This window comes from Edaphobacter bradus (assembly GCF_025685645.1).
GTDB lineage: Bacteria > Acidobacteriota > Terriglobia > Terriglobales > Acidobacteriaceae > Edaphobacter > Edaphobacter bradus.
Genome location: NZ_JAGSYF010000001.1, coordinates 505437 through 527012, shown reverse-complemented (window position 1 = coordinate 527012; position 21576 = coordinate 505437). Strand labels below are relative to the sequence as shown.

Sequence of the window (21576 nt, the reverse complement as noted above, 5' to 3'; positions counted from 1 at the left end):
CAGGTTTGTATCTAAGTGCTTTAGGGTGTGGCAGGTAAGGCAGGGTCCTGAAGTGCTCCTGTAGAGATTGCCGTCTCCAGTATCTCCAGGGTGAAATCTCCGGCGGCGGCGCGAATCAGATCAGGCACAGCGGCGGCCGATGGTCCGTCGGCTGCGATGACGAGGACGGAGGGACCGGCTCCGCTGAGGGCGACCCCGAGAACACCGGGGGCGGTGGAAAGCGGCAGAAGTCGCGGTAGAAGTGGACAGGCATGCATCCGGTAGGGCTGGTGGATGCGGTCCTGCATGGCTACGTGGAGGAGATCGCCGCGGTTGAGAGCGAAGGCAGAGACGAGCAGCGCCGTCGCCTGAATGTTGGCGACGGCGTCAGCGCGGGAGTAGTGCTCCGGGAGTAGAGCGCGGGCCTTGTGGGTGGAGAGGCTTGTCGAAGGGAGCGCAAGCAGAAGGCTCCAGTTGAGGTTATTCCCGTATGTTGCTGTATATACTTTATTTTCGCTTGACGACGATACTGTCATGCCACCGTGGAAGCATGCGGCGACGTTGTCAGGGTGGCCCTCGCGGCGGCAGGCCTCTTCGAGGATCTGCCGGCCTGTCCAGTCAAGGTTGCCAAAGTGATTGGCCAGGAAAACTCCCGCGAGGAGAGCGGCTGCGCTCGAGCCACAGCCCATGCCGAGGGGGATCTCGTTGTGGAGGCTGAGATGGAGGCGTGGAGCGAGCTTGCCGGCGCAGGCGAGGACGTCGACGTAGGTGGTTAGGATGAGGTTGTTCTCGACGACAGAGCATTGCGCAGCGTCCCGCCCGGTGGCATCGATCAAGAAGGCGTTCTCGGTGGAGATAACTGCGTCGATGGTGAGGTAGAGGGCAAGGGCAAGGCCGAGGGAGTCAAAGCCAGGACCCAGATTGGCGGAGGTCGCCGGCAGACGAAGGTGCAGAGGCGCAGGTTGGGTCGTCATGCGAGCTGGGGTGCCTTCATGTGGGACTCGAGTTCGCGGAAGACGACGTTCGTGTCGGCTTCGAGGACGATGGGAGGCTTGCGCAGAGCGGCATGTTGGGCCTGCTGGGCAGCGGTGAGTTGGGTCTGTTCGGCTTCAGTGAAGAGCTCGTTGCGGTGGTAATGGATGGTGTAGTCGGAGTCTTTGAGGGTGTGGCCGGTGAGGATGAGGACGGCGCGCTCTTCCCTGCCCACCTTGCCCTGGGCGACCAGCTTCTTGAGGCCGGCAAGTGTGACCGCGCTGGCGGGCTCACAGCCAACGCCTTCGGCTCCAATCTCGGCCTTGGCGAGTGCGATCTCCTGCTCGGAGACCTGCTCGCACCAGCCGCCGGTAGTGCGAAGGGCGCGGAGGGCCTTCTTCCAGGAGGCAGGGTTCCCGATGCGGATGGCGGAGGCGCGCGTGTTGGCCTTGACGGGAATCAGCTCCTTGCCGCCGTTCTCTTCGATGGTGCGGTAAAGCGGGTTGGCGCCCTCGGCTTGAATGATGCTGATTTTCGGAAGGCGATGAATGAGGCCGAGGTGGTGAATCTCGGTGAAGCCCTTGGCAAGCGCGGAACTGTTGGCGAGGTTGCCGCCGGGGACGATGATGTGCTCAGGGACCTGCCACTCAAGCTGTTCGAGGAGCTCGAAGGCAGGGGTCTTCTGGCCTTCGAGACGGTAGGGGTTTACGGAGTTGAGCAGGTAGATGGGGAAGCGAGTGACGAGGTCGGTGAGCACCTGAACGCAGCCGTCGAAGTCGGTCTTGAGCTGGATGGTGAGGGCTCCGTAGTCCATAGACTGGGAGAGCTTGCCCCAGGCGATCTTTCCCTCGGGGATGAAGACAATACTGCGCAGGCCGGCGCGGGCGGCGTAGGCGGCCATGGCGGCTGAAGTATTTCCGGTAGACGCGCAGGCGACCCACTCGAAGCCGCGCTCGGCGGCGACGGAGAGGGCGGCGGTCATGCCGGTGTCTTTGAAGGAGCCGGTGGGGTTCATGCCCTGGTGCTTGGCGAGGATCCAGTCGATGCTGATGGCTTTGGCGCAGCGAGGAAGATCGTAAAGCGGAGTGTTGCCCTCGCGAAGGGTGACGACCCTTTCCGGGTTGTCGACGATGGGGAGAAGGTCGCGGAAGCGCCAGACGCCGGACTGGTCCTCGGGCAGGGTGGAGGTGCGGCGCTCCTGCCAGAGCCAGCGGAGCGCGCTCGCGTTGGGAAGCTTGCTGTCGGACGCAGGAGTGTCTCCGTTGGGAATGGAGGACCAGGGGTAAATGACGTCGTACAGACCATTGCAGGCGGGGCAGCGGAATATGCTGTTTACAGCGCTGCCGTCAATCCTGGCACCGCAATCAATGCATCGGAGCTGATGTGTCGCGACTTTCATGGTTTCAGCTAGGGTATCGTAAAGCGCGGCGCAGGCCCAAAGTCGCATGGATTGTGCTTTGGCTTGGATTGACGTGGCTGGGGAGCGCAGGTGTGGACTGGGGACAGCAGAAGGAGATTCGTGTAGCTGCGGCGGCCGATCTGCAGCCGGTCATGCCGGTGCTGGCCAGCCAGTACGAAAAGGCCACAGGGGTGAAGCTGGTGGTGAGCTTCGGGTCGTCGTCCACGCTGGCCGAGCAGATTCTGAATGGGGCCCCGGTGGACATCTTCCTGAGCGCGGACTTTTCAAATCCGGAGAAGATCGTTGCGGCGGGGCTGGCGGATGGGCAGGCTCCGACACAATATGCGAAGGGGACCCTGGTGCTGTGGGCTCGCAAGGACTCGCCGCTGCAGCCTCTGTCGATCGACAGCCTGACAGACAAGCGGGTGACAAGAATTGCGATCGCCAATCCGCTGCATGCGCCGTATGGTCTGGCCGCCGAGAGGGCTTTGAAGAGCATGAAGATGTACGAGACGGTGGCTCCCCATCTTGTGGTGGCAGAAAACATCGCGCAGGCAGCACAGTTTGTGGAGTCGGGGAACGCGCAACTTGGGCTGATCTCGCTGACCGGAGCGAGCTCCGCGCACTTCAAGGAGGTGGGAAGCTTCGTTCGTGTGCCAACGGTGTACCCGCCGATTCTGCAGTGCGCGGTGGTGATGGCGAAATCAGAAAAGAAGGCGGCGGCACACTCGTTTCTCAACTGGCTGCTCTCCTCGGAGGTGCAGGGCCAATTTGAGAAGCTTGGACTGGGCGCGGTGAAGTAAGCGCACGTCGAACACTGCGCACGCGGGCCAACGAGTGTATAGACTGGCGCAATATGGATCTTGAGGCGCTGTGGTTGACGCTGCGACTGGCTGCGAGCACGACCGCGATTCTGCTGCTCGTGGGGCTGCCGCTGGCGTGGTGGATCGCGTCAGGCAGAGGGATGGCGCGTGCGGTAGTGCAGGCAGTAGTGGCGCTGCCGTTGGTGCTGCCGCCGACGGTGTTGGGCTTCTACCTGCTGGTGATGCTGGGGCCGCTGACGTGGCCGGGAAGGGTGCTGATCCACGTCTTCGGACATCCGCTGGCATTCAGCTTTGGTGGATTGCTGGTGGGGTCGGTGCTCTACAGTCTGCCGTTTGCTGTGCAGCCTCTGGTGGCAGGGTTTGGTGCGGTAGAAAAGGGCTATATCGAGGCGGCGGCGGGGCTGGGTGCGTCGCCGATGCGGGTTTTTGTGTCGGTGGTGCTGCCGACGGCGGGCGCTTCTCTGCTGACAAGCGCGGTGCTGACGTTTACCCATACTGTGGGTGAGTTCGGCGTGGTGCTGATGCTGGGCGGGAACATACCGGGGCTGACGCGGACGCTTTCGATCTCGCTGTACGACCTGGTGCAGGACGGCAATTATGCCGCGGCAAACCGGACGGCGCTGGTGCTGGTGGGGTTTGCGACGGCGGCACTGCTGGCGATCTATCTTCTGCCGAGCGTGAGGAAGGTAGATGGAAGGCAGGTTGACGTTGTCCGATAGCCTGCTGATGGTGAAGCTCAATCACAGGGTGGGCACGGTGCGGCTCGATGTGGGGTTTGCCCTGACACAGCCGTGGACGGTGCTGTTTGGGCCTTCCGGCAGCGGGAAGACAACCGTGCTGAGGGCGATTGCTGGATTTGTACGTCCGGATGAGGGGCGGGTCGCGCAGGATAACGTGGTGTTAATGGATTCCGCGTCTGGTGTGTTTGTTCCTGCTCATCTGCGTCCGGTGCGCAGCGCGGCACAGACGGCGTGCTTGTTTCCGCACATGACGGTGCTGCGGAATGTTTTGTATGGGAGCGGCTGGAATTCAAAGCCTGCGGATGAGTCGCAGCTCGCGGAAGAGGTGTTGGCACTGTTTCGGGTGGATCGACTATCGGCGAGACTGCCGCGCGAGCTGAGCGGGGGCGAAAGACAAAGGGTTTCGGTCGCACGAGCGGCGGTCTCGGCGGTGACGTACCTCGGACATGGGAATGGACTGCTACTGCTGGATGAACCGTTCTCTGGGCTGGATGTTGCGTTGCGAGATGAACTGCTTTCAAGCTTGCGAGAGTGGCTGGTTCGATGGAAGATTCCCGTGCTCTCGGTGACGCACGATGTGGGCGAAGCATTTCAGCTTGGGGCCGAGGTGATCAAGATCGCCGATGGCGCGGTGGTACGGCAGGGGCCAGTGGGTGCGGTCCTCTCCGAGGAGAGGCGGCGGTTGCTGGAACAGCTTGGCAGTTGATGGCTACTGACCGACCTGGACTGGTTCCTGCTCTAGGGTGATACCGAAACGTTGCGAGACCTGGGTGCGGATGGTGTCGCGGAGGGTTGCGATATCCGCGGCGGTAGCGTTGCCCCGGTTGATGAGCGCGAGAGTGTGGCGTGAGGAGATGCCGGCGTTGCCCAGAGTGAAGCCCTTAGGGAAGCCCGCGTGCTCGAGAAGCCACGCGGCAGGGAGTTTGATGTGGCCGTCGCTCGTGGGCCAGTGGGGAATTTTCTCGGGAGCGATGTTCAGCGTGGTCGCGATGCAGGTCAGGGTGGACTGCGGGACGACGGGATTCTTGAAGAAGGAGCCGGCGCCGCGGCAGTCGGATTCGCCCTCGACGAGAAGCATGCCCTTGCGGTGACGGATCTCGCGAACGGCGTGGTAGACCTCGATGGGCGTGGGTTGTGCGTTGCCGAAGTGGCGGGTGAGGTCGGCGTAGGTGAGGCGGGGTTTTGCCGCGGCGTCGAAGCGGAAGGTGACGGCGGTGACGATGTAGCGGTTGCGGTGGCTGCTATTGAAGATGCTCAGGCGATAGGCGAAGCCGCACTGGGCGTTGGGGAGATCGACGAAGGTGTTGGTCGTGAGGTCGAGAGCGCGAACGGAGAGGATGGTCTCGGCGACCTCCTGGCCATAGGCGCCGACGTTCTGGACGGGCGTTCCGCCGACGGAGCCGGGGATGCCGGCGAGGCATTCGATGCCGCTGATTCCCTGCTCACAGATAGCGAGGACGAAGGCGTTCCACTCAACGCCAGCGGCTACGGTGCAATTGATGTGGGAGCCGCTGCGCGATGGAGCGATGGGGCTTTGGAGCGCGACGTGTAGAACGAGGCCGTCGAAACCGGAGTCGCTTACGAGGAGGTTGCTGCCACCGCCGAGGACGAAGATGGGGAGGTTGTGCTCGCGGGCGAAGGCGATGGCCTCAAGGAGGGCAGGCTCGGAGGTAATCTCGGCGAAGTAGCGGGCCGGGCCGCCGATGCGGAAGGTGGTATAGGGGGCCAGCGGGATGCTTTGTTGGATGGCGATTGAGGAACTGTCCACGGGTTGAGGGTACAACATGCGGAACGTGAAGATGGCGTGGAGGCGCACGGGCCGGTACAATCGTAGAAGGCGCGGGATTGGGCCCGTGGCTGAAGAGTTTGGGGAGAGATTATGTATCCAGAGATTATGGTGATTCCGATGCGCGAGGAGCTGACTCGTGCGGGCTTGAAAGAGGTTCGTACGGCGGCTGAAGTGGAGACGGCGCTGGCGCAGCCTGGGACCACGATGGTAGTGGTGAACTCGATCTGCGGTTGCGCGGCGGGCAAGATGCGTCCTGGAGTGCGGCTGGCAATGCAGCATGCAAATACACCGGACCACTCGGTCACGGTGTTTGCAGGCCAGGACCGCGACGCCACGGAGAAGGCGCGCAGCTACTTTGCGGGGCACCCGCCCACCTCGCCGGCGATTGCGATTCTGCGTGACGGGCAGCTGGTGTACCTCATGCAGCGGTCGGCGATTGAGACCTCAACGGCTCCGGCGATCGCGCAGGAGTTGGCGCGGGCGTTCGATACCTACTGCACGAAGGCAACCGCTTAGAAGAACCTCGAAGATACTGAAGGCCTGAGATTGCCTGGCGCGATCTCAGGCCTTTCCGGTTTAAGTGACTCATATTGAAGGGCTGGCTGCCGATATAGGGGGTAGCCATGCCGACCCTACGTCCTGTCCTCGCCTTTCCTGCGCCCGCACGCCTCAACGAACCGCTGCCTACTGCAGCGGAGAGTCTGCGGTTCGAGATGGTTGGCGACGGCGATGCGATGCGAAAGCTTCGCGCACAGGTGGAACGTATCGGGCCGCACTTTCGCACTGTGCTGGTCCGCGGCGAGATCGGAACCGGCAAAGAGATGGTCGCAAGGGCGATGCACAGCAAAGGCGCAGGAGGGCCGTTTGTCGTGTGCCATGGGGCCTCGCTCGGAGACGCGGCGGTCAGCGCCGATAACGACTGGCTGCAGAGCCTGATGAGGTCTGCACGACGGGGCACGCTGTTCCTGGACGGGATTGAAGAGATGCCGCCTACGGCCCAGGCGCGATTGGTAGCCGTGCTCAGGAAGAGGTCGGGGCAGCAGCAGCGGATGATCGTCTCTGCGAGCGAAGACCTGCGCTCCCTGGCGGCGGCGAGGCGGTTTCGGCAGGATCTGTATCATCGCATCGCCATGGTGGAGGTCGCCCTTGTTCCGCTGCGCGAGCGCGTGGACGACATTCCATCGCTGGCCTGGCATTTTTTGCGACGGTTTACGGCGCTGTATGGGCGGCGTATCGAGGCGATCTCCGAGGACGCGATGGAGCGCATGATGGCTCATGCGTGGCCTGGAAATGTGCGCGAGATGGAGAATGTGATTCGCAATGGGGTGCTGCAAAGCGAGGGCACTGTGCTGAAGGAGCACGATCTGACCTCGCTACGGGAGCTGAAGATGGAGGCGTCTGTGCCGGTGACTGCGGTGCCGTCCCGTCTGCAGGATGTAGTGGAGCAGCATGTGCAGCTTGTGCTGAAGCGATGCGAGGGGAACAAGGTAAGGGCCGCAGAGTTTCTTGGGATCAGCCGGTCGACACTTTACAGGATGCTGGAGAGCAGTTCGTCACAAGGGTAAGACGGATAGGCAGCGATGTTTTTGAGGCACGATACACTGGCTGTCATGGTCACAATGCCGGGAAAGAAGCTTGCTGTTGTTGCTCTGGGTGGTTGTGCGTTGAGTTTCGGGATGGCCCTGTGGGCGCAGGCTCCGGCAACTGGGCCGGATTCGGTTGCGGCGCGGAGCAAGGCCCTTTCGGCGTTGTTTGCGGAGATTTGGGAGGACCGGCTGAAGCACTCGCCGGAGTTTGCGTCGACGCTCGGCGACAAGCGATACAACGATCAGCTCTCGGATTACTCTGTGGCCGAAGTGAATGCCAGGCTGGCGCGGGGGCGCGTCTTCATTCAGCAGCTGGGCGAAATCGACACGACGGGGCTGACCGAGCAGGAGAATCTCTCGAAGAGCCTGATGCTTCGCGATCTTACCGATCGGCAGGAGGCCGCACCGTTCAAAGAGTGGGAGATGCCGGTGAACCAGTTCAGCGGCTTCCATACGGAGCTGCCGCGGCTGGTGAACGAACTGCCGTTCGACTCGGTGAAGGACTATGACGATTATGTCGCCAGGCTGAAGCAGATTCCAAGGGTCTTCTCGCAGAACATGACGAATATGCGGCTCGGCGTGGACGATGGGCGAGTGCCGCCGGAGTATCTGCTGGAGAAGGTGCTGGCGCAGACGGAGACGCTTGCCAATCAGAAACCTGCGGACAGCCCGTTTGCGCAGCCGCTGAAGAAGTTTCCAAAGACGGTGAGCGCGGCGGACCAGAAGAGAATCACCGCCGATGTGATCGAGGAGATCGGCACGGATGTGCTGCCGGCGTATCAGCGGTTCGCGCGGTTCCTGAAGGCGCAGTACATTCCAGCGGGACGGAAGGACCCGGGGGTGTGGGAGCTGTCGGACGGCGATGCCTACTACGCGTTTCGCATACGGCAGAGCACGACGCTGAACAAGTCGGCTGCGGAAATTCACCAGGTCGGACTTGACGAGGTGAAGCGCGACGAGGCGGAGATGTTGGCGATCGCGAAGAAGCTTGGCTTTTCGGATCTAAAGAGTTTCAACGCGGCTTTGAAGACGAATGCGAAGTATCATCCGACGTCGGGGGAGGCGCTGCTCTACACCTACAAGAACTACATCGCTCAGATGCAACCGAAGCTGCCGCAACTTTTCGGTACCCTTCCCAAGGCGAAGCTGGAGGTTCTACCGGTACCGGAGTTCATCGCAAAGGACCAAGCGGCGGCGTACTACAACCAGGGGAGCGCGGATGGCAAGCGTCCCGGGCGCGTGTATGTGAATACGTACAACGCAACGGAGCGCTCGCTGACTTCGGTGGAGGCTGTGGCGTATCACGAAGGGATTCCAGGTCACCACCTGCAGATCTCGACTGCGCAGGAGTTGACCGGTCTGCCGGAGTTTCGCAAGCACGAGTACTACACGGCCTACACCGAGGGCTGGGGGCTCTACAGTGAGCGGCTGGGTAAGGAGATGGGCTTCTACCAGGACCCTTACAGCGACTACGGGAGGCTTGAGGCAGACATCTGGCGGGCGATCCGGCTTGTGGTCGATACAGGCGTGCACTCGCAGCACTGGACCCGGCAGCAGATGGTGGATTACTTCCACGAGCACTCGACGATCGATGAGACAAATATTCAGGCTGAGGTGGACCGCTACGTTGCGTGGCCAGGGCAGGCGCTGGGGTACAAGATGGGGCAGTTGAAGATTCTGGAGCTGCGGCAGAAAGCAGAGACGGCACTTGGACCGAAGTTCGACCTGAGGGCGTTTCACGACGTGGTGCTGGATTCGGGCGCACTGCCGATGGAAGTGCTGGAGCAGCAGGTCGATCGGTGGATTGCTTCTCGGAAGCAGTAAGTGTGTGCGAGTCTGGTAGCCTCTTTGCATGAGCGAAGAAACATATGAGGTGATGGCTTCCGCGCCAACGATGCCGGGGCTGCGGGTCGCCATTCTTGGCACAGGCAAGATGGGCGGCATCCTGCTACAGGCGTTTTTGAAGAACAACCTGTTTTCTTCGGAGCAACTCTTTGCTACGGTGCATCATGCTGAGCGCGCGCAGGCGCTCTCAGCGCAGTTCGGCATCGAGGTGACGACGGACAACCTTGCTGCGGCGCGCGAGGCCGACGTGATTCTGGTCGGCGTGAAGCCGGTGCAGGTCCCGACGCTGATCGAACATATCCGGCCGGCGCTGTCGCCGAAGAAGATGGTGCTATCATTCGCGGCTTCGGTGAAGACGCGGAGCATCGAGGATGCAGCCAAGTGTGACCTGGCGGTGGTTCGGGCGATGCCGAATACACCGGCGATGCTGGCGGCGGGCATTACGGCGCTATGCGCAGGCAGGTTCGTCTCGGCTGATCAGATGGCCGTGGCGCAGAAGATCTTCCAGACGGTCGGACGCACGGTCGTCGTCGACGAGAAGCACATGGACGCGGTGACAGGGCTCTCCGGCTCGGGGCCGGCGTTTCTTTACATCATCATCGAGGCACTGGCCGAGGCAGGAGTGAATGTGGGACTGCCGCGTGACGTAGCGACGCTGTTGGCGGCACAGACAACGTTGGGTTCGGCGCGGATGGTGCTGGAGACGGGATATCACCCGGCGCTGCTGAAGGACGCGGTGACAACTCCGGCGGGCTGCACGGTTGATGGAATTCTGGAGCTTGAGGAAGGTGGACTGCGTGTGACGCTGATCAAGGCTGTGAAGCGAGCGACGCAGCGGGCGAAAGAATTGGCCAGCGGTTAGGCCCGTGCATACTTCGGAGTGGAGTGAAGGCCCTCCAGCACGGAGGGCCTTTGGATGTCTGGAAGTAAAATGATGCTATGTCTACGAGTGCGGTTGCGGTGAAGCGTCCTTCGCGGGCGCTGGGCGGCTTTGCCTGGGGCGTGGTGGGTTACAACATCCTGGTGATTCTGTGGGGCGCGGTGGTACGGGCGACGGGCTCGGGCGCAGGCTGCGGGGACAGGTGGCCGCTGTGCAATGGGGATTTTTTCCCGCATCATCCTCGGCTGGCTACGGTCATCGAATTTGCGCACCGATCGATGACCGGGGTCTGCACGTTTCTGGTAATTGCTCTCGCTGTCTGGACCTTTTACGAGACGAAGCGCGGGGACAGGGCTCGGCGAGCCGTGATGGCCACGGCGTTCTTTCTGGTGACGGAGGCTCTGCTGGGTGCTGTGCTCGTGCTTGGAGGTTATGTTGAGCACAACATCTCCACGGCACGCGTAGTCATGCAGTCGGTACACTTCACGAATACGATGCTGTTGCTGGCGGCCCTGGGCCTGACGGCGTGGTGGCTGAGCGATGCAGGCCGCCGAGAAGGATCGTCACTGTCTGTCGGTCGGAACCTTACCTGGCCTGCGTGGACATCCGTGGTGGCGACCGTTGTTGTGGGAGCCACGGGTGCGGTCGCGGCGCTCGCTGACACGCTTTTCCCTTCTCCGTCTCTACAGGCTGCTTTGGCGTCCGACTTTGCGGCGGACTCCCCCCTTCTGGTGCGGATGCGGTGGATGCACCCGACGGCTGCGGTCATTGGCTTGTGCTGCGTCTTGTGGCTCGTGGCGCGAGTACGATCACCGCTGAGCCGGATTGTGGCAGGTCTGCTGGGACTGCAGTTTGTGCTTGGAGTGGGAGACGTCCTGGTGTTGGCGCCTGCGTGGATGCAGATTCTGCACCTGCTCGGAGCAGACCTCTACTGGTTAGCGCTTGTGGCCCTTGTGGCGCAGATCGTGTGGCCAGCTAAGGCGGAGGTACCAGGCACGCCGCAGAGCGGCGCTATCGAAACCCTTCGGCGAGCCTGATCATAACCTCAGTTGGGAACCAGTAAACGACCGTCTACCGAGGCGGGCCGTCTATTTCCCTTCGACCTTGTCCGCAGTCTTCTTAGTGGTATCCACGGTCGCGTCAGCCGCCTTCTTTGTGGCGCTTGTGGTCTTGTGATAGGCCTTCTTTGTTCCCTTCGTGGTCGCGTGATAGGCGCTCTTCGTCCCCTTCTCCACGTCCTTCCCGGTGTCTTTGACGACCTCTTTGGTATCAGTTCCTGCCTGCTTGGCGTCCTTCCCAACGGTGCTTTGTGCAAATGCAAGGCTGGAGGCCCCGGCCATCAGAGACACGGTCAATACAAGAACAGCTGGCTTCAGAATACGCATTGTCTAAATTTCCTCCTGAAAACTGGTTGTGCTGCATGCCAGTTTATCGTAGATGGACTTAGACGGGCGCCTAACCAGATCTTGAGCGGCTTCTCCAGCGAGTTCGCTGATGTATATTGGCGAAGCTTTCGGGAGATTGCCTCCGCCTGACGCGTTAGCGACACAGGCGACCTCAAATCAAAGGGTGCGGCGGCAGCTCGACAGCCACATTCCGGATAACGTTTACCTGGCTTGGATGGCCGCAGCTTCTTTCTGATCCTTCTTGATTCAACAGAACAGCTGACGCAAGGAATTCATTGATGTATATTGGCAACGTTCGCAAATTCGCTTCCTGGCACGGTGGCGAAACAGACAATCTCAACCGAAGGGTGTGACGGCACTCCGTCGACGAGGACGGATAACGTTTACCAAGGTCATGGACGAATGCAGCTTCTCTCTGCGCTTTACCTGATGAACAGGCAGCTGACCCGCCTGTCGTCGGTCGATGTTGTGATTCTGCTTCTGTACTTCGCGCTGGTCGTGTTCATCGGCTTCTACGCGAAGGGTAAGGCGAATACCAGCGAGGACTTCTTCCTCGCCGGGCGCGAGATGACGGCGTGGATCGCCGGGCTGAGCTTTGTCTCGGCCAACCTTGGATCGCTAGAGCTTATGGGCTGGGCTGGGTCGGCCTATCAGTACGGGATTCTGGCGGCTCACTGGTACTGGATCGGCGCAATCCCCGCGATGCTCTTCCTCGGCATCGTGATGATGCCGTTCTACTACATCTCGAAGACGCACTCGGTACCTGGATATCTGCAACTCCGGTTCGGTGAGGGAGCGCGCGGGCTTTCGGCCATCTCGTTCGCGCTGATGACGATCCTGATGAGCGGCGTGAACATGTACGCCATGGCGCTGGTGATGAAGACCGTACTGGGGTGGAACATCAGCTTCAGCATCTGGGTGGGCGCGGCGACAGTCGCGCTGTACGTAATGCTGGGAGGGTTGCGGTCGGCCATCATCAACGAGGTGCTGCAGTTTGTGCTGATCTGGGCGGGCGCGGCGATGATCCCGATTCTTGGCCTGATCGAAGCAGGCGGATGGGGGAAGCTGAAGGCGCAGATCGCAACCAACGTCGGAAACAATTACACGCATATGTGGAGCACGCTAGGAAGCTTTAAGGACAACCCAATGGGCGTGCACTGGACAGGCATCGTCTTTGGGCTAGGATTCATCATCAGCTTCGGCTATTGGACCACTGACTTCCTTGTAGTCCAGCGTGTACTGAGCGCGCATAACCTGCGGGCGGCGAAGATGGCACCTGTGATCGGTGCGGCGTTCAAGATGGCCGTGCCGTTCATCGTGATCTTTCCCGGGCTGCTGGCATTGTCAGTGCTGAAGAACCCCGACGGCAGCCTGATGCACCTGGTACCCGAGAGCATGGCGGCGGCGACGGGACAGCACAGCTACAACGAGGTGCTTCCACTCATGTTGATCCGGTACTGCGGACCGGGACTGCTCGGGCTCGGCATTACGGCCCTGGTGGCAGGCTTCATGAGCGGCATGGCCGGTAATGTAAGCGCATTCTCGACCGTGTGGACGTACGACATCTACGGCGCATTCATCAACAAGAAGGCGGACGATAAGCATTACGTTCAGATGGGCCGCTTGTCGACGGTGATAGGCATGCTGGTCAGCATCGCGACCGCTTACCTGGTAATGAACGCGGCGAGCATCATGGACTACGTGCAGGCGTTGTTCAGCTTCTTCATCGCTCCGCTCTTCGGAACGGTGGTCCTGGGGATGCTGTGGAAGCGTGCGACGCATGCGGGAGGCTTCTGGGGACTGCTTGCGGGCACGGCCTCGTCGATTGGCATGTGGGGCTGGGTACAGAGCGACCCTGGAGCTCTGCGGTACATCGCGCTGAGCCCGAATGCGCAGAGCATGGCTGAGAACCTGTACCGCGCGCTCTGGAGCTGGATTATCTGCGTTGTGGTGACGGTGACGGTGAGCGTGATGACGAAGCCTGTGCCACAGGAGCAGCTTTCGGGCTTGGTCTACGGAGTGACCCCGATTCCGCACGATGGATCGAAGACGCTCTGGGAGAAGCCGATCTTCTGGGCATGCGTGGTGATTGTTGTGTTCTTTATTTTGAACCTGATGTTCTGGTAGGAGTGAGCATGGCGGAGAAGCGTGACATTGAAGCGGCTGAGTTGTCGATCTGGTTCTTCTGCGGGATTCTGCTGCTTGCTTACGGCGTGGTCCTGGTGATTACAGGCGTCCTGGAGCTGCACGATCCTCCTGCTACCGCGCTGGCTGAGCTGCACCCCACGCTGTGGTGGGGTGCCCTGATGACGGTGCTTGGCGCGTTTTACTCGATTCGGTTCTGGCCGAAACATAAGCTGTTCTAAACGGCGAAGACAATGCGTCGCTGCTCCGATAACGTGGCAGGCGCGAAACTTGCATCAACAACTGCCCTCGAGGGGCACAGAGAGGTTTTGGTAAGAGAGATGGCGAAGCAGATGACGTTAGGCGTAATCGTTGGCAACCGTGGATTCTTCCCCAGCCACCTGGCGACGAGCGGGCGGCTGGAGATGATCGCGGTATTGGAAGCGGCGGGGATAAAGCCCATTGTGCTGTCCCCGGAAGAGACGGCACATGGAGCGGTAGAAACCTATGAGGATGCCAAGAAATGCGCGGCCCTGTTCAAAAAGCACGCGGATGAGATCGACGGCATCATCATCACTTTACCGAACTTCGGCGAGGAGCGCGGCTTGGCCGATGCTTTGCGTCTTGCGGATCTGAGGGTTCCGGTGCTGATCCAGGCGACGCCGGATTCTGCAGGCAAGATGTCGATTGCATTCCGGCGCGACAGCTTCTGCGGGAAGATGTCGATCTGCAACAACCTGAAGCAGTACGGGATTCCTTACTCGCTGACGCAGCTGCACACGGAGGCCCCGGAGTCGGAGGAGTTCAAGGCGGATCTTGCGTGGTTCACTGCGGTTTGCCGCGTGGTGAAGGGCCTGAAGAACCTTCGGATTGGGGCGATTGGAGCCCGCCCGACTGCGTTCAACACGGTTCGCTACTCGGAGAAGCTGCTGGAGAAGTCGGGCATCACCGTGGAGACGCTGGACCTCAGCGAGGTCATGGGCCGCATCGAGCGCATGAAGGACCACGACGACGCAGCGCAGGCCAAGCTCGCGGCGATCAAGAAGTACATTCCGATTGGCGAGACTCCTGAGGCTGCGCTGATGAAGATGGCTAAGCTGGGCGCGGTCATTGACCACTGGATGGCCGCCAGCGCACTGACCATCAGCGCTGTCCAGTGCTGGACCTCCATCGAAGAGTATCTCGGAATTGTTCCCTGCACCGTGATGAGCATGATGAGCGAGAGCCTGATTCCGTCAGCCTGCGAGGTCGACGTGCTGGGCACGCTGAGCATGTATGCGCTGACTCTGGCGAGTGAGACCCCTTCGGCGCTGCTGGACTGGAACAACAACTACGGCGACAACCCGGACAAGGCCGTGTGCTTCCACTGCTCCAACCTGCCGAAGCACTTCTTCAAGCAAGGCGTGAAGATGGACTTTCAGCAGATCATCGCCGGGACGGTCGGCAAGGACAATACCTTCGGTACGCTCGATGGCACAGTGAAGGCCGGGCCGATGAGCTTCGCACGATTCTCGACCAACGACTTCACCGGGCAGATCGCCGGATACGTTGGCGAGGGCGCATTTACGGATGATCCGCTGAACACCTTTGGCGGTGCGGGTGTCGTTGAGATTCCGAAGATGCAGGAGTTGCTGCGGTACATCTGCGAGAACGGCTTTGAGCACCATGTGGCGGCGAACTTCTCAGCGACTGCGGCTCCCGTGTATGAGGCTGCGAGTAAGTACCTTGGCTGGAAGATGCACTGGCACAGGTAGCTCGCACGGGATGTAAGCTCAGTGGCTCTGCGGCGCAGTGGATGTCACGCCCATAGCGCGGCAGAGCCACCGACCCATTCCAAGTTGCGATTGTGGTCCACGCCCATCATCTTGCCGCGGCCCATGCGGATGAGCGGCAGCACAGGTGTCAGTTCCCCGCCCTCGGGCCAGACGTACATCAGACGAATCTCCATCTGCGTTGCTCCGTGCGGCGTGTGGATGACGGGCTCGAAGTAAACGCGCTCCTGGAGAATGTAATTATGCCGCTGGTCGTGCGGGATAGCGTCGACGTCGGCCTGCGTGGGGTCGAACTTGATTCCGAGCCCGGCAAATGAGTAGAGCGGCTTGAGCAGATAGTTCTCGGCATCCTCGGGCAACTTGCTGACCTCGTCGAGAAACCACGTCCTGGGCACGCTGCGATGCCTGAGATGAGGGATAGAGAACTTGCTGATCCGGAAGTACCAGTTGGGATGGCCGGCCCATTCGGCGTCGAGATCGTCTCGCAGATCGAACGGCAGGGTCACACTCTTACGTTCGAGTTCATCGACGATGCAGCGGTTATAGATGCGATGGACCTCGATCTCGCGCCCTCCGTTGCGATAGAAGAGCTTTCTGCCGCGCTTAATCAGCGAGAGGATATCGACCACCGCGATGCCCAACTCTCGCTGCGTCACCAGAAAATCGGGCAACGTCTTCTGGTGTATTGGATCGATCTCCAGAAGGATGACGTTCTCCGCGTCGTGTTCGGCAACAATCGAGTTGCGAAGCAGCTTCCAGTACGATTCGCCGTTGAAGCCGTTGAGATATATCCCTAGATCTTCTGGAAGAGCGTAGGACTCGACGTACTGTTGCGCGGCCAAAGGCTGATAGCCGTAGACCGAGGGAAAGGCCTGCAACTCCACGAGCTTCGGCTCGAGTTCGCCGCTCGTGCTGCGGACGAGGCCGAAGTCGACTTGCAGGAACATTGGAAGCCTCGACTCGTTCGCGACCTTATATTGCGGAGGGATGGAGGCATCCGAGGCGCGAAGATACTGCGGATCGTCAACGAGCTGCAAGACAAGTTCACGGCCATACTGCGCCATCTGATCCAGGAGCGTCTTCGGAAGAAAGCACGGAGTTTCGCAGACACGAAAGCCGACGTGACTGCCACAGCGCTTGTCGAGCGCGTCGAGGAAGTGCCGATACTTCTCCGGCGTGTAGTTGCGGTTGAACTCCTCACGCAGGGCCGGAATCATGCTCAGGCCTCGATAAGGAAGCGACCGTCTGCCATGATCTGCCGGCCGTCCACCCAGATATTAAACCGCGTCCCCACGACGTCGATGTGCGTACTGGAGTACCAGTCCGCGCCGGTGTGCGCGCCATATGGATTTCCGAAGGCGATGTGCACGCCGGGGAACTTCTCGTCCTGCAGAATCTTCCCGACGAGGTGGGTCAGCTCGATGTTCGTGCCGATGGCGAACTCGCCAACGCGGTCACTGTTCTCATCGGTGTGGGTGTACTGCCAGAACTCCGCCTCCAACTCCTTGTTGTCGCTGAAGACTTCGGTGATGCGGTTGTTCTTGATGTGGATGGTCAGGGGATGGCTTGCGAGGTCCTGATACTTTTCACACAGATAGTCTCCGACGACGCCGTCGACGACGCAGATCCCGTTGACTTCTCCGGGAGTCGTGAAGACCTCGCCCCCGGGAAGATTGCCCCACTTGTCCGGGCTGATGATGCCGCTGGTCTTGAGCCAGCGGTAGTTCGGGTTCAGCCGTGCCGTGAAATCGCTACCCGCGGGGTTCGTTGCCCTGATCTCTTTCGCCCGGCTGACGATGTCGATGACATTCCGGCTGAGCGCGTCGACACGGTTGTAGTCCGCGCGCATGCCTTCCAGCATGATCTGGCGATTGATGTTAACCATATGGGCGTGGCGAATCCTGCGCCGGTTGACGATGTCGGTCATCTGCATGCGCGACTTCAGTTCCCTTTGCTGCACGCGGACGGCGAAGATGCTGACCTGACTGGTTTCCATATCGCTTGCGATCTCTTCCGGCAACCCGGTGAGAGGGCGAGGCGCAAGGTCTTCCAGAACAAACGCTTTGAATTGGGAGCCAACCTTGGCGAGTTCGTGTGCAAGGCTGGCTGCGATCTCAAGGCACTCTTGGTCGGTAATGAGCGTGACCTTCTCAGACGGCTGAATGCGCAGGCAAGTGTTAACCGCGTTATATGCGCCGGGGGAGAGTTCAGGATCAAATGCGGTCTTCGTGAGATCGGTGAGAACAGGTTGATTCAAGTACAGTCCCTTCTTAGCTAAGACTACTATGCGAGTGCAGGAGTAGGCTCGCAGACCCCGACCCGAGTCTCGGAGACCATGTAATCCACAACCTTCTTCAAGTCGCCAGTTTCTTCATACACCTTGAGTTGGCGGTCGGCTCCGGTACCCATCTTAAGCATTTCGTGTATGTAGTCAATTTCTTCGCGAGAGCCGAGCTCATCAACGACATCGTCGATTAAGTTCAGGTATTCCGGCATCAAATCGCGTAACGGAACCTCTTCTTCTTTTCCGAAATCGATGAGCTTACCGTCGAGGCCGTAGCGGGCTGCGCGGAACTTGTTTTCCATCAGCAATGCGCGTCCGTAGATACGGTAGCTCTTGTTGGACGCGTGCAGCTTGTACAGCATCGCAACTGTTGCCTGAATGAGGGCCGCGATGGCCATCGTCTCGTCGAGCCGCATGGGGATATCGCACACACGCACTTCAAGCGTGTTGAAGTGTGGATGAGGACGGATGTCCCACCATATCTTCTTGCCGTTGTCGATGCAGCCTGTCTTGACCAGCAGGTTCACGAACGTCTCATAGTCAGCCCAGTTGGCGAAGACGTCGGGGATGCCCGTGCGCGGAAAGCGCTCAAAGACCTTGGAGCGATATGACTTGAATCCCGTCGGCTGGCCCTCCCAGAATGGTGAGTTTGTGGAGAGAGCAAGAATGTGAGGCAGAAAGTACCGCATCGAATTCATGATGTGGATCGCGGTGTTCCGGTCCTCGATGCCGACGTGCACATGGAGCCCGAACACAAGATTGGCACGGGCAACCATCTGAAGCTCCTGGAGCACCTTATGGTAGCGCTCGTCCGGGTAGATCTCCTGGACCTTCCAGTCGGCGAAGGGATGCGTACTGCCGGCGGCAAGCAGCAGGCCGTTCTGACTGGCGAGCGTAATCATCGCGCGCCGCAGGTTGCGGATGTCCTCGCGCGCCTCCTTGATGCCGCAGCAGACCCTGGTTCCCACTTCGATAACGGACTGGTGCATTTCTGGCTTGACCGATTCGTGCAACACGCGCTTGGCCTTGGGAAGAATCTCCGATTGAATGTGCGACCGGAGATCACGTGTCTCCGGATCGATCGTCTGGTACTCCTCTTCAATTCCGATGCTGAGGCTTGGCCGGTTCATCCGTTCACCCCCTGGTCTTCTTCTTTGGTTCTGAGATATTTGTAGAGCTAGTCTGCGTGGCGCCCGCCGATTCATCGGATTGACCGCTCAGAAATGTACTCCAGCGATACGTATAAGGCTGACCTGCGTGCTCCTTCGCTTTGCGAACGGCGAGTTCTGCCACTGCATTTACGATCCAGTCAAAGTTCTTCTGTCCAACGGAATTGACATCCGCGTCCGGCGCGGGATTCATGAAGTCGATGGCATAGGGGATGCCGCCTTCGCAGGCGAACTCGACGGTGTTGAGGTCGTAACCAAGGGCGCGGCAGAGGATCAGCGCATCCCGCTCCACGCGCTGCAGCAGCTTGGCATCGACCGGCGGCGGATTCTTCACATAGCGCTCGTGGAAGGGAGCCGACGGATCGTAGTGCATGATGTGCACCTTCTCCTGGCCGACAACGTAGCAGCGAAAGTACTCCTTAAACTTCACGGCGCGCTGCAACGTCATACAGAGATCGCGGGTCTGGTCATAGGCGTGGAAGAACTCTTCAGGCGAGTCCACCTTGTAAACGTCCCGCCAGCCGCCGCCGTCGAAGGGTTTCAGAAATGCGGGGAAACCTACATAGCTGAAGATGCTCTCCCACGGCAATGGAAATTGCAGATTGCGCATGGACTGATCAGTAGTCCCCGCCGGATGCTGCTTGTGCGGCAAGAGCACCGTTTTGGGGATCGCGACTCCCAGTTTGGTACCAAGCGCGAAGTTGAAGAACTTGTCGTCCGCGCTCCACCAGAACGGATTGTTGATGATCGTCGTGCCCGACAACGCCGCGTTCTTGAGATAGCCGCGATAGAAGGGGATGTCATGGGAGATGCGGTCGACGATGACATCGTAGGGAGAAGGCTCCGCCATACGGACCTCTCCAATGGACGCAAGCTCTGCGTGGATTCCTGGCTCCCCCATGGAGTTGATCTTGTCGACCAACGCTGGAGGGAACGTACTCTCCATCCCGAAGATGACCCCGATCTTTTTCACGGCTACTCCTTTGTCCGCAAGAGTGACACGTATCCGTCCCCCGGGCATTTTGCGAGAAAACAGCGCGGCTCTTGTGACCGGAACTGCATTGTAGGTGAAGGAGGCAGAATTTGCAGAAAAACCTGGATCGAGTTCTCATTCGCTCCGGATGAACCGGTAGCTCATTCCAGATAAACCCTTATCATTGAACGCCACCACGGCCAATCGTGGTCGGCATGATCGCCCCAGACATAGAGCTCATGAGGAATGCCTCGGCTCCCCAGGACCTCGGCCATCCGCTGATTATCGCCAAGGCATATGTCCCATTCGCCCGTAGCCAGAATGGTGCGCATGTGGTTGTAGCGCCAGCCGTCGGTGCAGTTCGATAGATAGTCGGGTGGATTATTGAAGTAAGCGTCATCGCTATACCAGCCATCGAGAAACTGTTTGATGTCGTACGCGCCTCCCATCGTGACGCAGCCGTTGACCTTGTCAGGATGGCGGAAGGCGAGGTTGAGCGCATGGTAGCCACCAAAGCTGCAGCCAGTCGTGATGGTGCGGGGTGAGGAGTTCATGCGCCACGTCAACGGCAGGACATCGTTGAGAAGGTAGCGCTCGTACTGGAGGTGGCGCTGTACTCGCCAATAGGGGTGCGCGCCTTTGTTGTACCAGCTCTCGCTGTCCACGCTGTCGACGCAAAAGAATTGGAGATGCCCGGCGTCGATGCGGTCGGCGACGGAGGCGATCATCTGGTTGTCTTCATATTCGAAGAAGCGCCCCTGAGACGTTGGAAAGACAAGAACTTTTGCGCCGCCATGGCCGAAGACGAGCATCTCCATGTCGCGCTGAAGATCATTTGACCACCAGCGATGATATTCGCGGTTCAATATTGTCGCGCCTTTCCATTGCAGGGTGGGGGCTTGGTACTCTAAAGATCAGACATTATTACAGAATGAATACGGATTCGGTCAGACCTGAAGATCAGAACGCGCTCGCGGCCACAACAGTAATCCTTGAGTCGCGCCTGCAAAAGCATCTGCAGTTTGCCTCGCAGTATATGGAGGAGAAGCATGACCTGATCGCCTATCTGCCTCCAATGTATGAAGCCGAGCAAGAACGCCGCTATCCTGTTCTATTTATGCAGGATGGCCAGAATCTGTTCGACCCGAAGACCGCGTTTATCCCGGGAAACCACTGGCGCATGGGAGAGACCGCCGACGAGTTGATTGCCGCGGACGCCATCGAGCCTCTGATCATTGTGGGCATTTATAACACTGGCAAGCGCCGCATTGACGAGTACACGCCTACGGAAGACACACGGCTTGGGGGTGGACAGGCAGATGCTTACGGCCGAATGCTGACCGAGGAGCTAAGGCCTTTTATCGAAAGGACTTATCGCACACGACCTGGAGCCGGCAACTATGGGATTGGCGGGTCGTCGCTGGGAGGGCTGGTTTCGCTCTACCTTGGGTTGCGCTATCCCACGATCTTTGGCAGGCTCGCTGTGATGTCGCCCTCGGTATGGTGGCAGAATCGCGCCATTCTGAAGTCGGTAGCCGGAATCGATAGGAAGCCGGACCTTCGAATCTGGCTGGATGTGGGCACATGCGAGAGTAGGCGAGCTGTTCCGAACGCGCGCGCTCTTGAACGAGGATTGATCAGAAAGGGATGGCAGCTCGGTCAGGACCTTGCTTACACCGAGGCGCAAGGCGCGGAGCACAATGAACTGGCCTGGGCTCAACGTGTGGCTCCGATGCTGAGGTTTCTCTTTCCGCCAGAGTAGGGAAAATGGCTGTTCCCTGCCCTGCGGACGTAAGACTACTTATCCTTGGCGGTGGAGATTTCCTGCTGTCTG

21 protein-coding genes are annotated in these 21576 nt (G+C 59.9%); 12 read left to right on the top strand and 9 right to left on the bottom strand.

The features are described 5' to 3' along the window. Positions 1 to 20 precede the first annotated feature (20 nt). Entirely contained in the window at positions 21 to 953 is a 933-nt protein-coding gene (gene thrB, locus OHL16_RS02165; protein ID WP_263365432.1) for a homoserine kinase, read from the bottom strand. Next, positions 950 to 2350: a threonine synthase gene (gene thrC, locus OHL16_RS02160; protein WP_263365431.1), complete on the bottom strand. Its 1401-nt coding sequence runs from the start codon at positions 2348 to 2350 to the stop codon at positions 950 to 952. Before thrC ends, thrB begins: the two co-directional genes overlap by 4 nt. Here thrC and modA point away from each other — a divergent pair. The 3 genes from modA to OHL16_RS02145 are packed head-to-tail and all read left to right on the top strand — an operon-like array spanning position 2335 to position 4620. Further along, positions 2335 to 3153, top strand: a complete 819-nt coding sequence (modA, locus tag OHL16_RS02155) for a molybdate ABC transporter substrate-binding protein (protein WP_263365430.1) — start codon at positions 2335 to 2337, stop codon at positions 3151 to 3153. The genes thrC and modA overlap by 16 nt on opposite strands. A 53-nt stretch (positions 3154 to 3206) precedes the next feature. After that, positions 3207 to 3893, top strand: coding sequence for a molybdate ABC transporter permease subunit (gene modB / locus OHL16_RS02150; protein WP_263365429.1), 687 nt, complete (start codon positions 3207 to 3209; stop codon positions 3891 to 3893). Continuing rightward, a complete protein-coding gene (locus OHL16_RS02145; RefSeq protein ID WP_263365428.1) occupies positions 3865 to 4620 on the top strand; it encodes an ATP-binding cassette domain-containing protein in 756 nt (251 codons plus the stop codon). Before modB ends, OHL16_RS02145 begins: the two co-directional genes overlap by 29 nt. A 3-nt stretch (positions 4621 to 4623) precedes the next feature. On the opposite strand, the gene OHL16_RS02140 is transcribed toward OHL16_RS02145, so the two are convergent. Next, the gene (locus OHL16_RS02140) at positions 4624 to 5682 is read right to left on the bottom strand and encodes a UDP-N-acetylmuramate dehydrogenase (protein WP_317891018.1); all 1059 of its coding nucleotides are present in this window, start codon (positions 5680 to 5682) and stop codon (positions 4624 to 4626) included. 111 nt (positions 5683 to 5793) lie between these two features. On the opposite strand from OHL16_RS02140, the gene OHL16_RS02135 reads away from it, so the two are divergent. The 5 genes from OHL16_RS02135 to OHL16_RS02115 all read left to right on the top strand — a co-directional run bounded on the left by OHL16_RS02135 (position 5794) and on the right by OHL16_RS02115 (position 11051). Further along, positions 5794 to 6219, top strand: a complete 426-nt coding sequence (locus tag OHL16_RS02135; protein WP_263365427.1) for a BrxA/BrxB family bacilliredoxin — start codon at positions 5794 to 5796, stop codon at positions 6217 to 6219. Between the two features lie 107 nt (positions 6220 to 6326). After that, positions 6327 to 7268, top strand: a complete 942-nt coding sequence (locus OHL16_RS02130) for a sigma 54-interacting transcriptional regulator (RefSeq protein WP_263365426.1) — start codon at positions 6327 to 6329, stop codon at positions 7266 to 7268. Positions 7269 to 7379: 111 nt separating this feature from the next. Further along, positions 7380 to 9113, top strand: coding sequence for a DUF885 domain-containing protein (locus OHL16_RS02125; RefSeq protein ID WP_263365425.1), 1734 nt, complete (start codon positions 7380 to 7382; stop codon positions 9111 to 9113). 28 nt (positions 9114 to 9141) lie between these two features. Further along, positions 9142 to 9996, top strand: a complete 855-nt coding sequence (gene proC / locus OHL16_RS02120) for a pyrroline-5-carboxylate reductase (RefSeq protein WP_263365424.1) — start codon at positions 9142 to 9144, stop codon at positions 9994 to 9996. Positions 9997 to 10073: 77 nt separating this feature from the next. Further along, positions 10074 to 11051, top strand: a complete 978-nt coding sequence (locus OHL16_RS02115) for a COX15/CtaA family protein (protein ID WP_263365423.1) — start codon at positions 10074 to 10076, stop codon at positions 11049 to 11051. A gap of 51 nt (positions 11052 to 11102) precedes the next feature. On the opposite strand, the gene OHL16_RS02110 is transcribed toward OHL16_RS02115, so the two are convergent. Further along, complete coding sequence (locus tag OHL16_RS02110) at positions 11103 to 11399, bottom strand: hypothetical protein (RefSeq protein ID WP_263365422.1); 297 nt, start codon at positions 11397 to 11399, stop codon at positions 11103 to 11105. Positions 11400 to 11822: 423 nt separating this feature from the next. On the opposite strand from OHL16_RS02110, the gene OHL16_RS02105 reads away from it, so the two are divergent. The 3 genes from OHL16_RS02105 to OHL16_RS02095 all read left to right on the top strand — a co-directional run bounded on the left by OHL16_RS02105 (position 11823) and on the right by OHL16_RS02095 (position 15298). Continuing rightward, positions 11823 to 13547, top strand: coding sequence for a sodium:solute symporter family protein (locus tag OHL16_RS02105; RefSeq protein WP_263365421.1), 1725 nt, complete (start codon positions 11823 to 11825; stop codon positions 13545 to 13547). Positions 13548 to 13555: 8 nt separating this feature from the next. Next, positions 13556 to 13786 carry a hypothetical protein gene (locus OHL16_RS02100; RefSeq protein ID WP_263365420.1) on the top strand — a complete coding sequence of 77 codons (231 nt, stop codon included), beginning with the start codon at positions 13556 to 13558 and terminating at the stop codon, positions 13784 to 13786. Between the two features lie 99 nt (positions 13787 to 13885). Next, positions 13886 to 15298, top strand: a complete 1413-nt coding sequence (locus OHL16_RS02095; RefSeq protein WP_263365419.1) for an L-fucose/L-arabinose isomerase family protein — start codon at positions 13886 to 13888, stop codon at positions 15296 to 15298. 44 nt (positions 15299 to 15342) lie between these two features. Here the strand turns inward: OHL16_RS02095 and OHL16_RS02090 are convergent, their stop codons facing one another. From OHL16_RS02090 to OHL16_RS02070, 5 genes are all read right to left on the bottom strand, one after another. Further along, positions 15343 to 16533: a hypothetical protein gene (locus OHL16_RS02090; RefSeq protein WP_263365418.1), complete on the bottom strand. Its 1191-nt coding sequence runs from the start codon at positions 16531 to 16533 to the stop codon at positions 15343 to 15345. A 2-nt stretch (positions 16534 to 16535) separates the two neighbouring features. After that, a complete protein-coding gene (locus tag OHL16_RS02085) occupies positions 16536 to 17573 on the bottom strand; it encodes an aminopeptidase (RefSeq protein ID WP_263365417.1) in 1038 nt (345 codons plus the stop codon). A gap of 26 nt (positions 17574 to 17599) precedes the next feature. Next, on the bottom strand, positions 17600 to 18730 hold the full coding sequence (locus OHL16_RS02080; RefSeq protein ID WP_263365416.1) for a carboxylate-amine ligase: 1131 nt from the start codon (positions 18728 to 18730) through the stop codon (positions 17600 to 17602). Between the two features lie 4 nt (positions 18731 to 18734). Then, the gene (locus OHL16_RS02075; RefSeq protein WP_263365415.1) at positions 18735 to 19742 is read right to left on the bottom strand and encodes an ATP-grasp domain-containing protein; all 1008 of its coding nucleotides are present in this window, start codon (positions 19740 to 19742) and stop codon (positions 18735 to 18737) included. 161 nt (positions 19743 to 19903) lie between these two features. Further along, on the bottom strand, positions 19904 to 20608 hold the full coding sequence (locus OHL16_RS02070; protein WP_263365414.1) for an esterase family protein: 705 nt from the start codon (positions 20606 to 20608) through the stop codon (positions 19904 to 19906). A gap of 65 nt (positions 20609 to 20673) precedes the next feature. Between OHL16_RS02070 and OHL16_RS02065 the strand changes: the two genes are divergently transcribed. Then, the gene (locus OHL16_RS02065; RefSeq protein WP_263365413.1) at positions 20674 to 21504 is read left to right on the top strand and encodes an alpha/beta hydrolase; all 831 of its coding nucleotides are present in this window, start codon (positions 20674 to 20676) and stop codon (positions 21502 to 21504) included. Positions 21505 to 21576: the final 72 nt, after the last annotated feature.

What these genes read in the sequence shown, in the direction of transcription:
- thrB (WP_263365432.1), bottom strand. Translation starts at nt 953, where the DNA reads ATGACGACCCAACCTGCGCCTCTGCACCTTCGTCTGCCGGCGACCTCC.
- thrC (WP_263365431.1), bottom strand. Translation starts at nt 2,350, where the DNA reads ATGAAAGTCGCGACACATCAGCTCCGATGCATTGATTGCGGTGCCAGG.
- modB (WP_263365429.1), top strand. Translation starts at nt 3,207, where the DNA reads ATGGATCTTGAGGCGCTGTGGTTGACGCTGCGACTGGCTGCGAGCACG.
- OHL16_RS02145 (WP_263365428.1), top strand. Translation starts at nt 3,865, where the DNA reads ATGGAAGGCAGGTTGACGTTGTCCGATAGCCTGCTGATGGTGAAGCTC.
- OHL16_RS02135 (WP_263365427.1), top strand. Translation starts at nt 5,794, where the DNA reads ATGTATCCAGAGATTATGGTGATTCCGATGCGCGAGGAGCTGACTCGT.
- OHL16_RS02130 (WP_263365426.1), top strand. Translation starts at nt 6,327, where the DNA reads ATGCCGACCCTACGTCCTGTCCTCGCCTTTCCTGCGCCCGCACGCCTC.
- OHL16_RS02125 (WP_263365425.1), top strand. Translation starts at nt 7,380, where the DNA reads ATGGCCCTGTGGGCGCAGGCTCCGGCAACTGGGCCGGATTCGGTTGCG.
- proC (WP_263365424.1), top strand. Translation starts at nt 9,142, where the DNA reads ATGAGCGAAGAAACATATGAGGTGATGGCTTCCGCGCCAACGATGCCG.
- OHL16_RS02115 (WP_263365423.1), top strand. Translation starts at nt 10,074, where the DNA reads ATGTCTACGAGTGCGGTTGCGGTGAAGCGTCCTTCGCGGGCGCTGGGC.
- OHL16_RS02110 (WP_263365422.1), bottom strand. Translation starts at nt 11,399, where the DNA reads ATGCGTATTCTGAAGCCAGCTGTTCTTGTATTGACCGTGTCTCTGATG.
- OHL16_RS02105 (WP_263365421.1), top strand. Translation starts at nt 11,823, where the DNA reads ATGCAGCTTCTCTCTGCGCTTTACCTGATGAACAGGCAGCTGACCCGC.
- OHL16_RS02100 (WP_263365420.1), top strand. Translation starts at nt 13,556, where the DNA reads ATGGCGGAGAAGCGTGACATTGAAGCGGCTGAGTTGTCGATCTGGTTC.
- OHL16_RS02095 (WP_263365419.1), top strand. Translation starts at nt 13,886, where the DNA reads ATGGCGAAGCAGATGACGTTAGGCGTAATCGTTGGCAACCGTGGATTC.
- OHL16_RS02090 (WP_263365418.1), bottom strand. Translation starts at nt 16,533, where the DNA reads ATGATTCCGGCCCTGCGTGAGGAGTTCAACCGCAACTACACGCCGGAG.
- OHL16_RS02080 (WP_263365416.1), bottom strand. Translation starts at nt 18,730, where the DNA reads ATGAACCGGCCAAGCCTCAGCATCGGAATTGAAGAGGAGTACCAGACG.
- OHL16_RS02065 (WP_263365413.1), top strand. Translation starts at nt 20,674, where the DNA reads ATGAATACGGATTCGGTCAGACCTGAAGATCAGAACGCGCTCGCGGCC.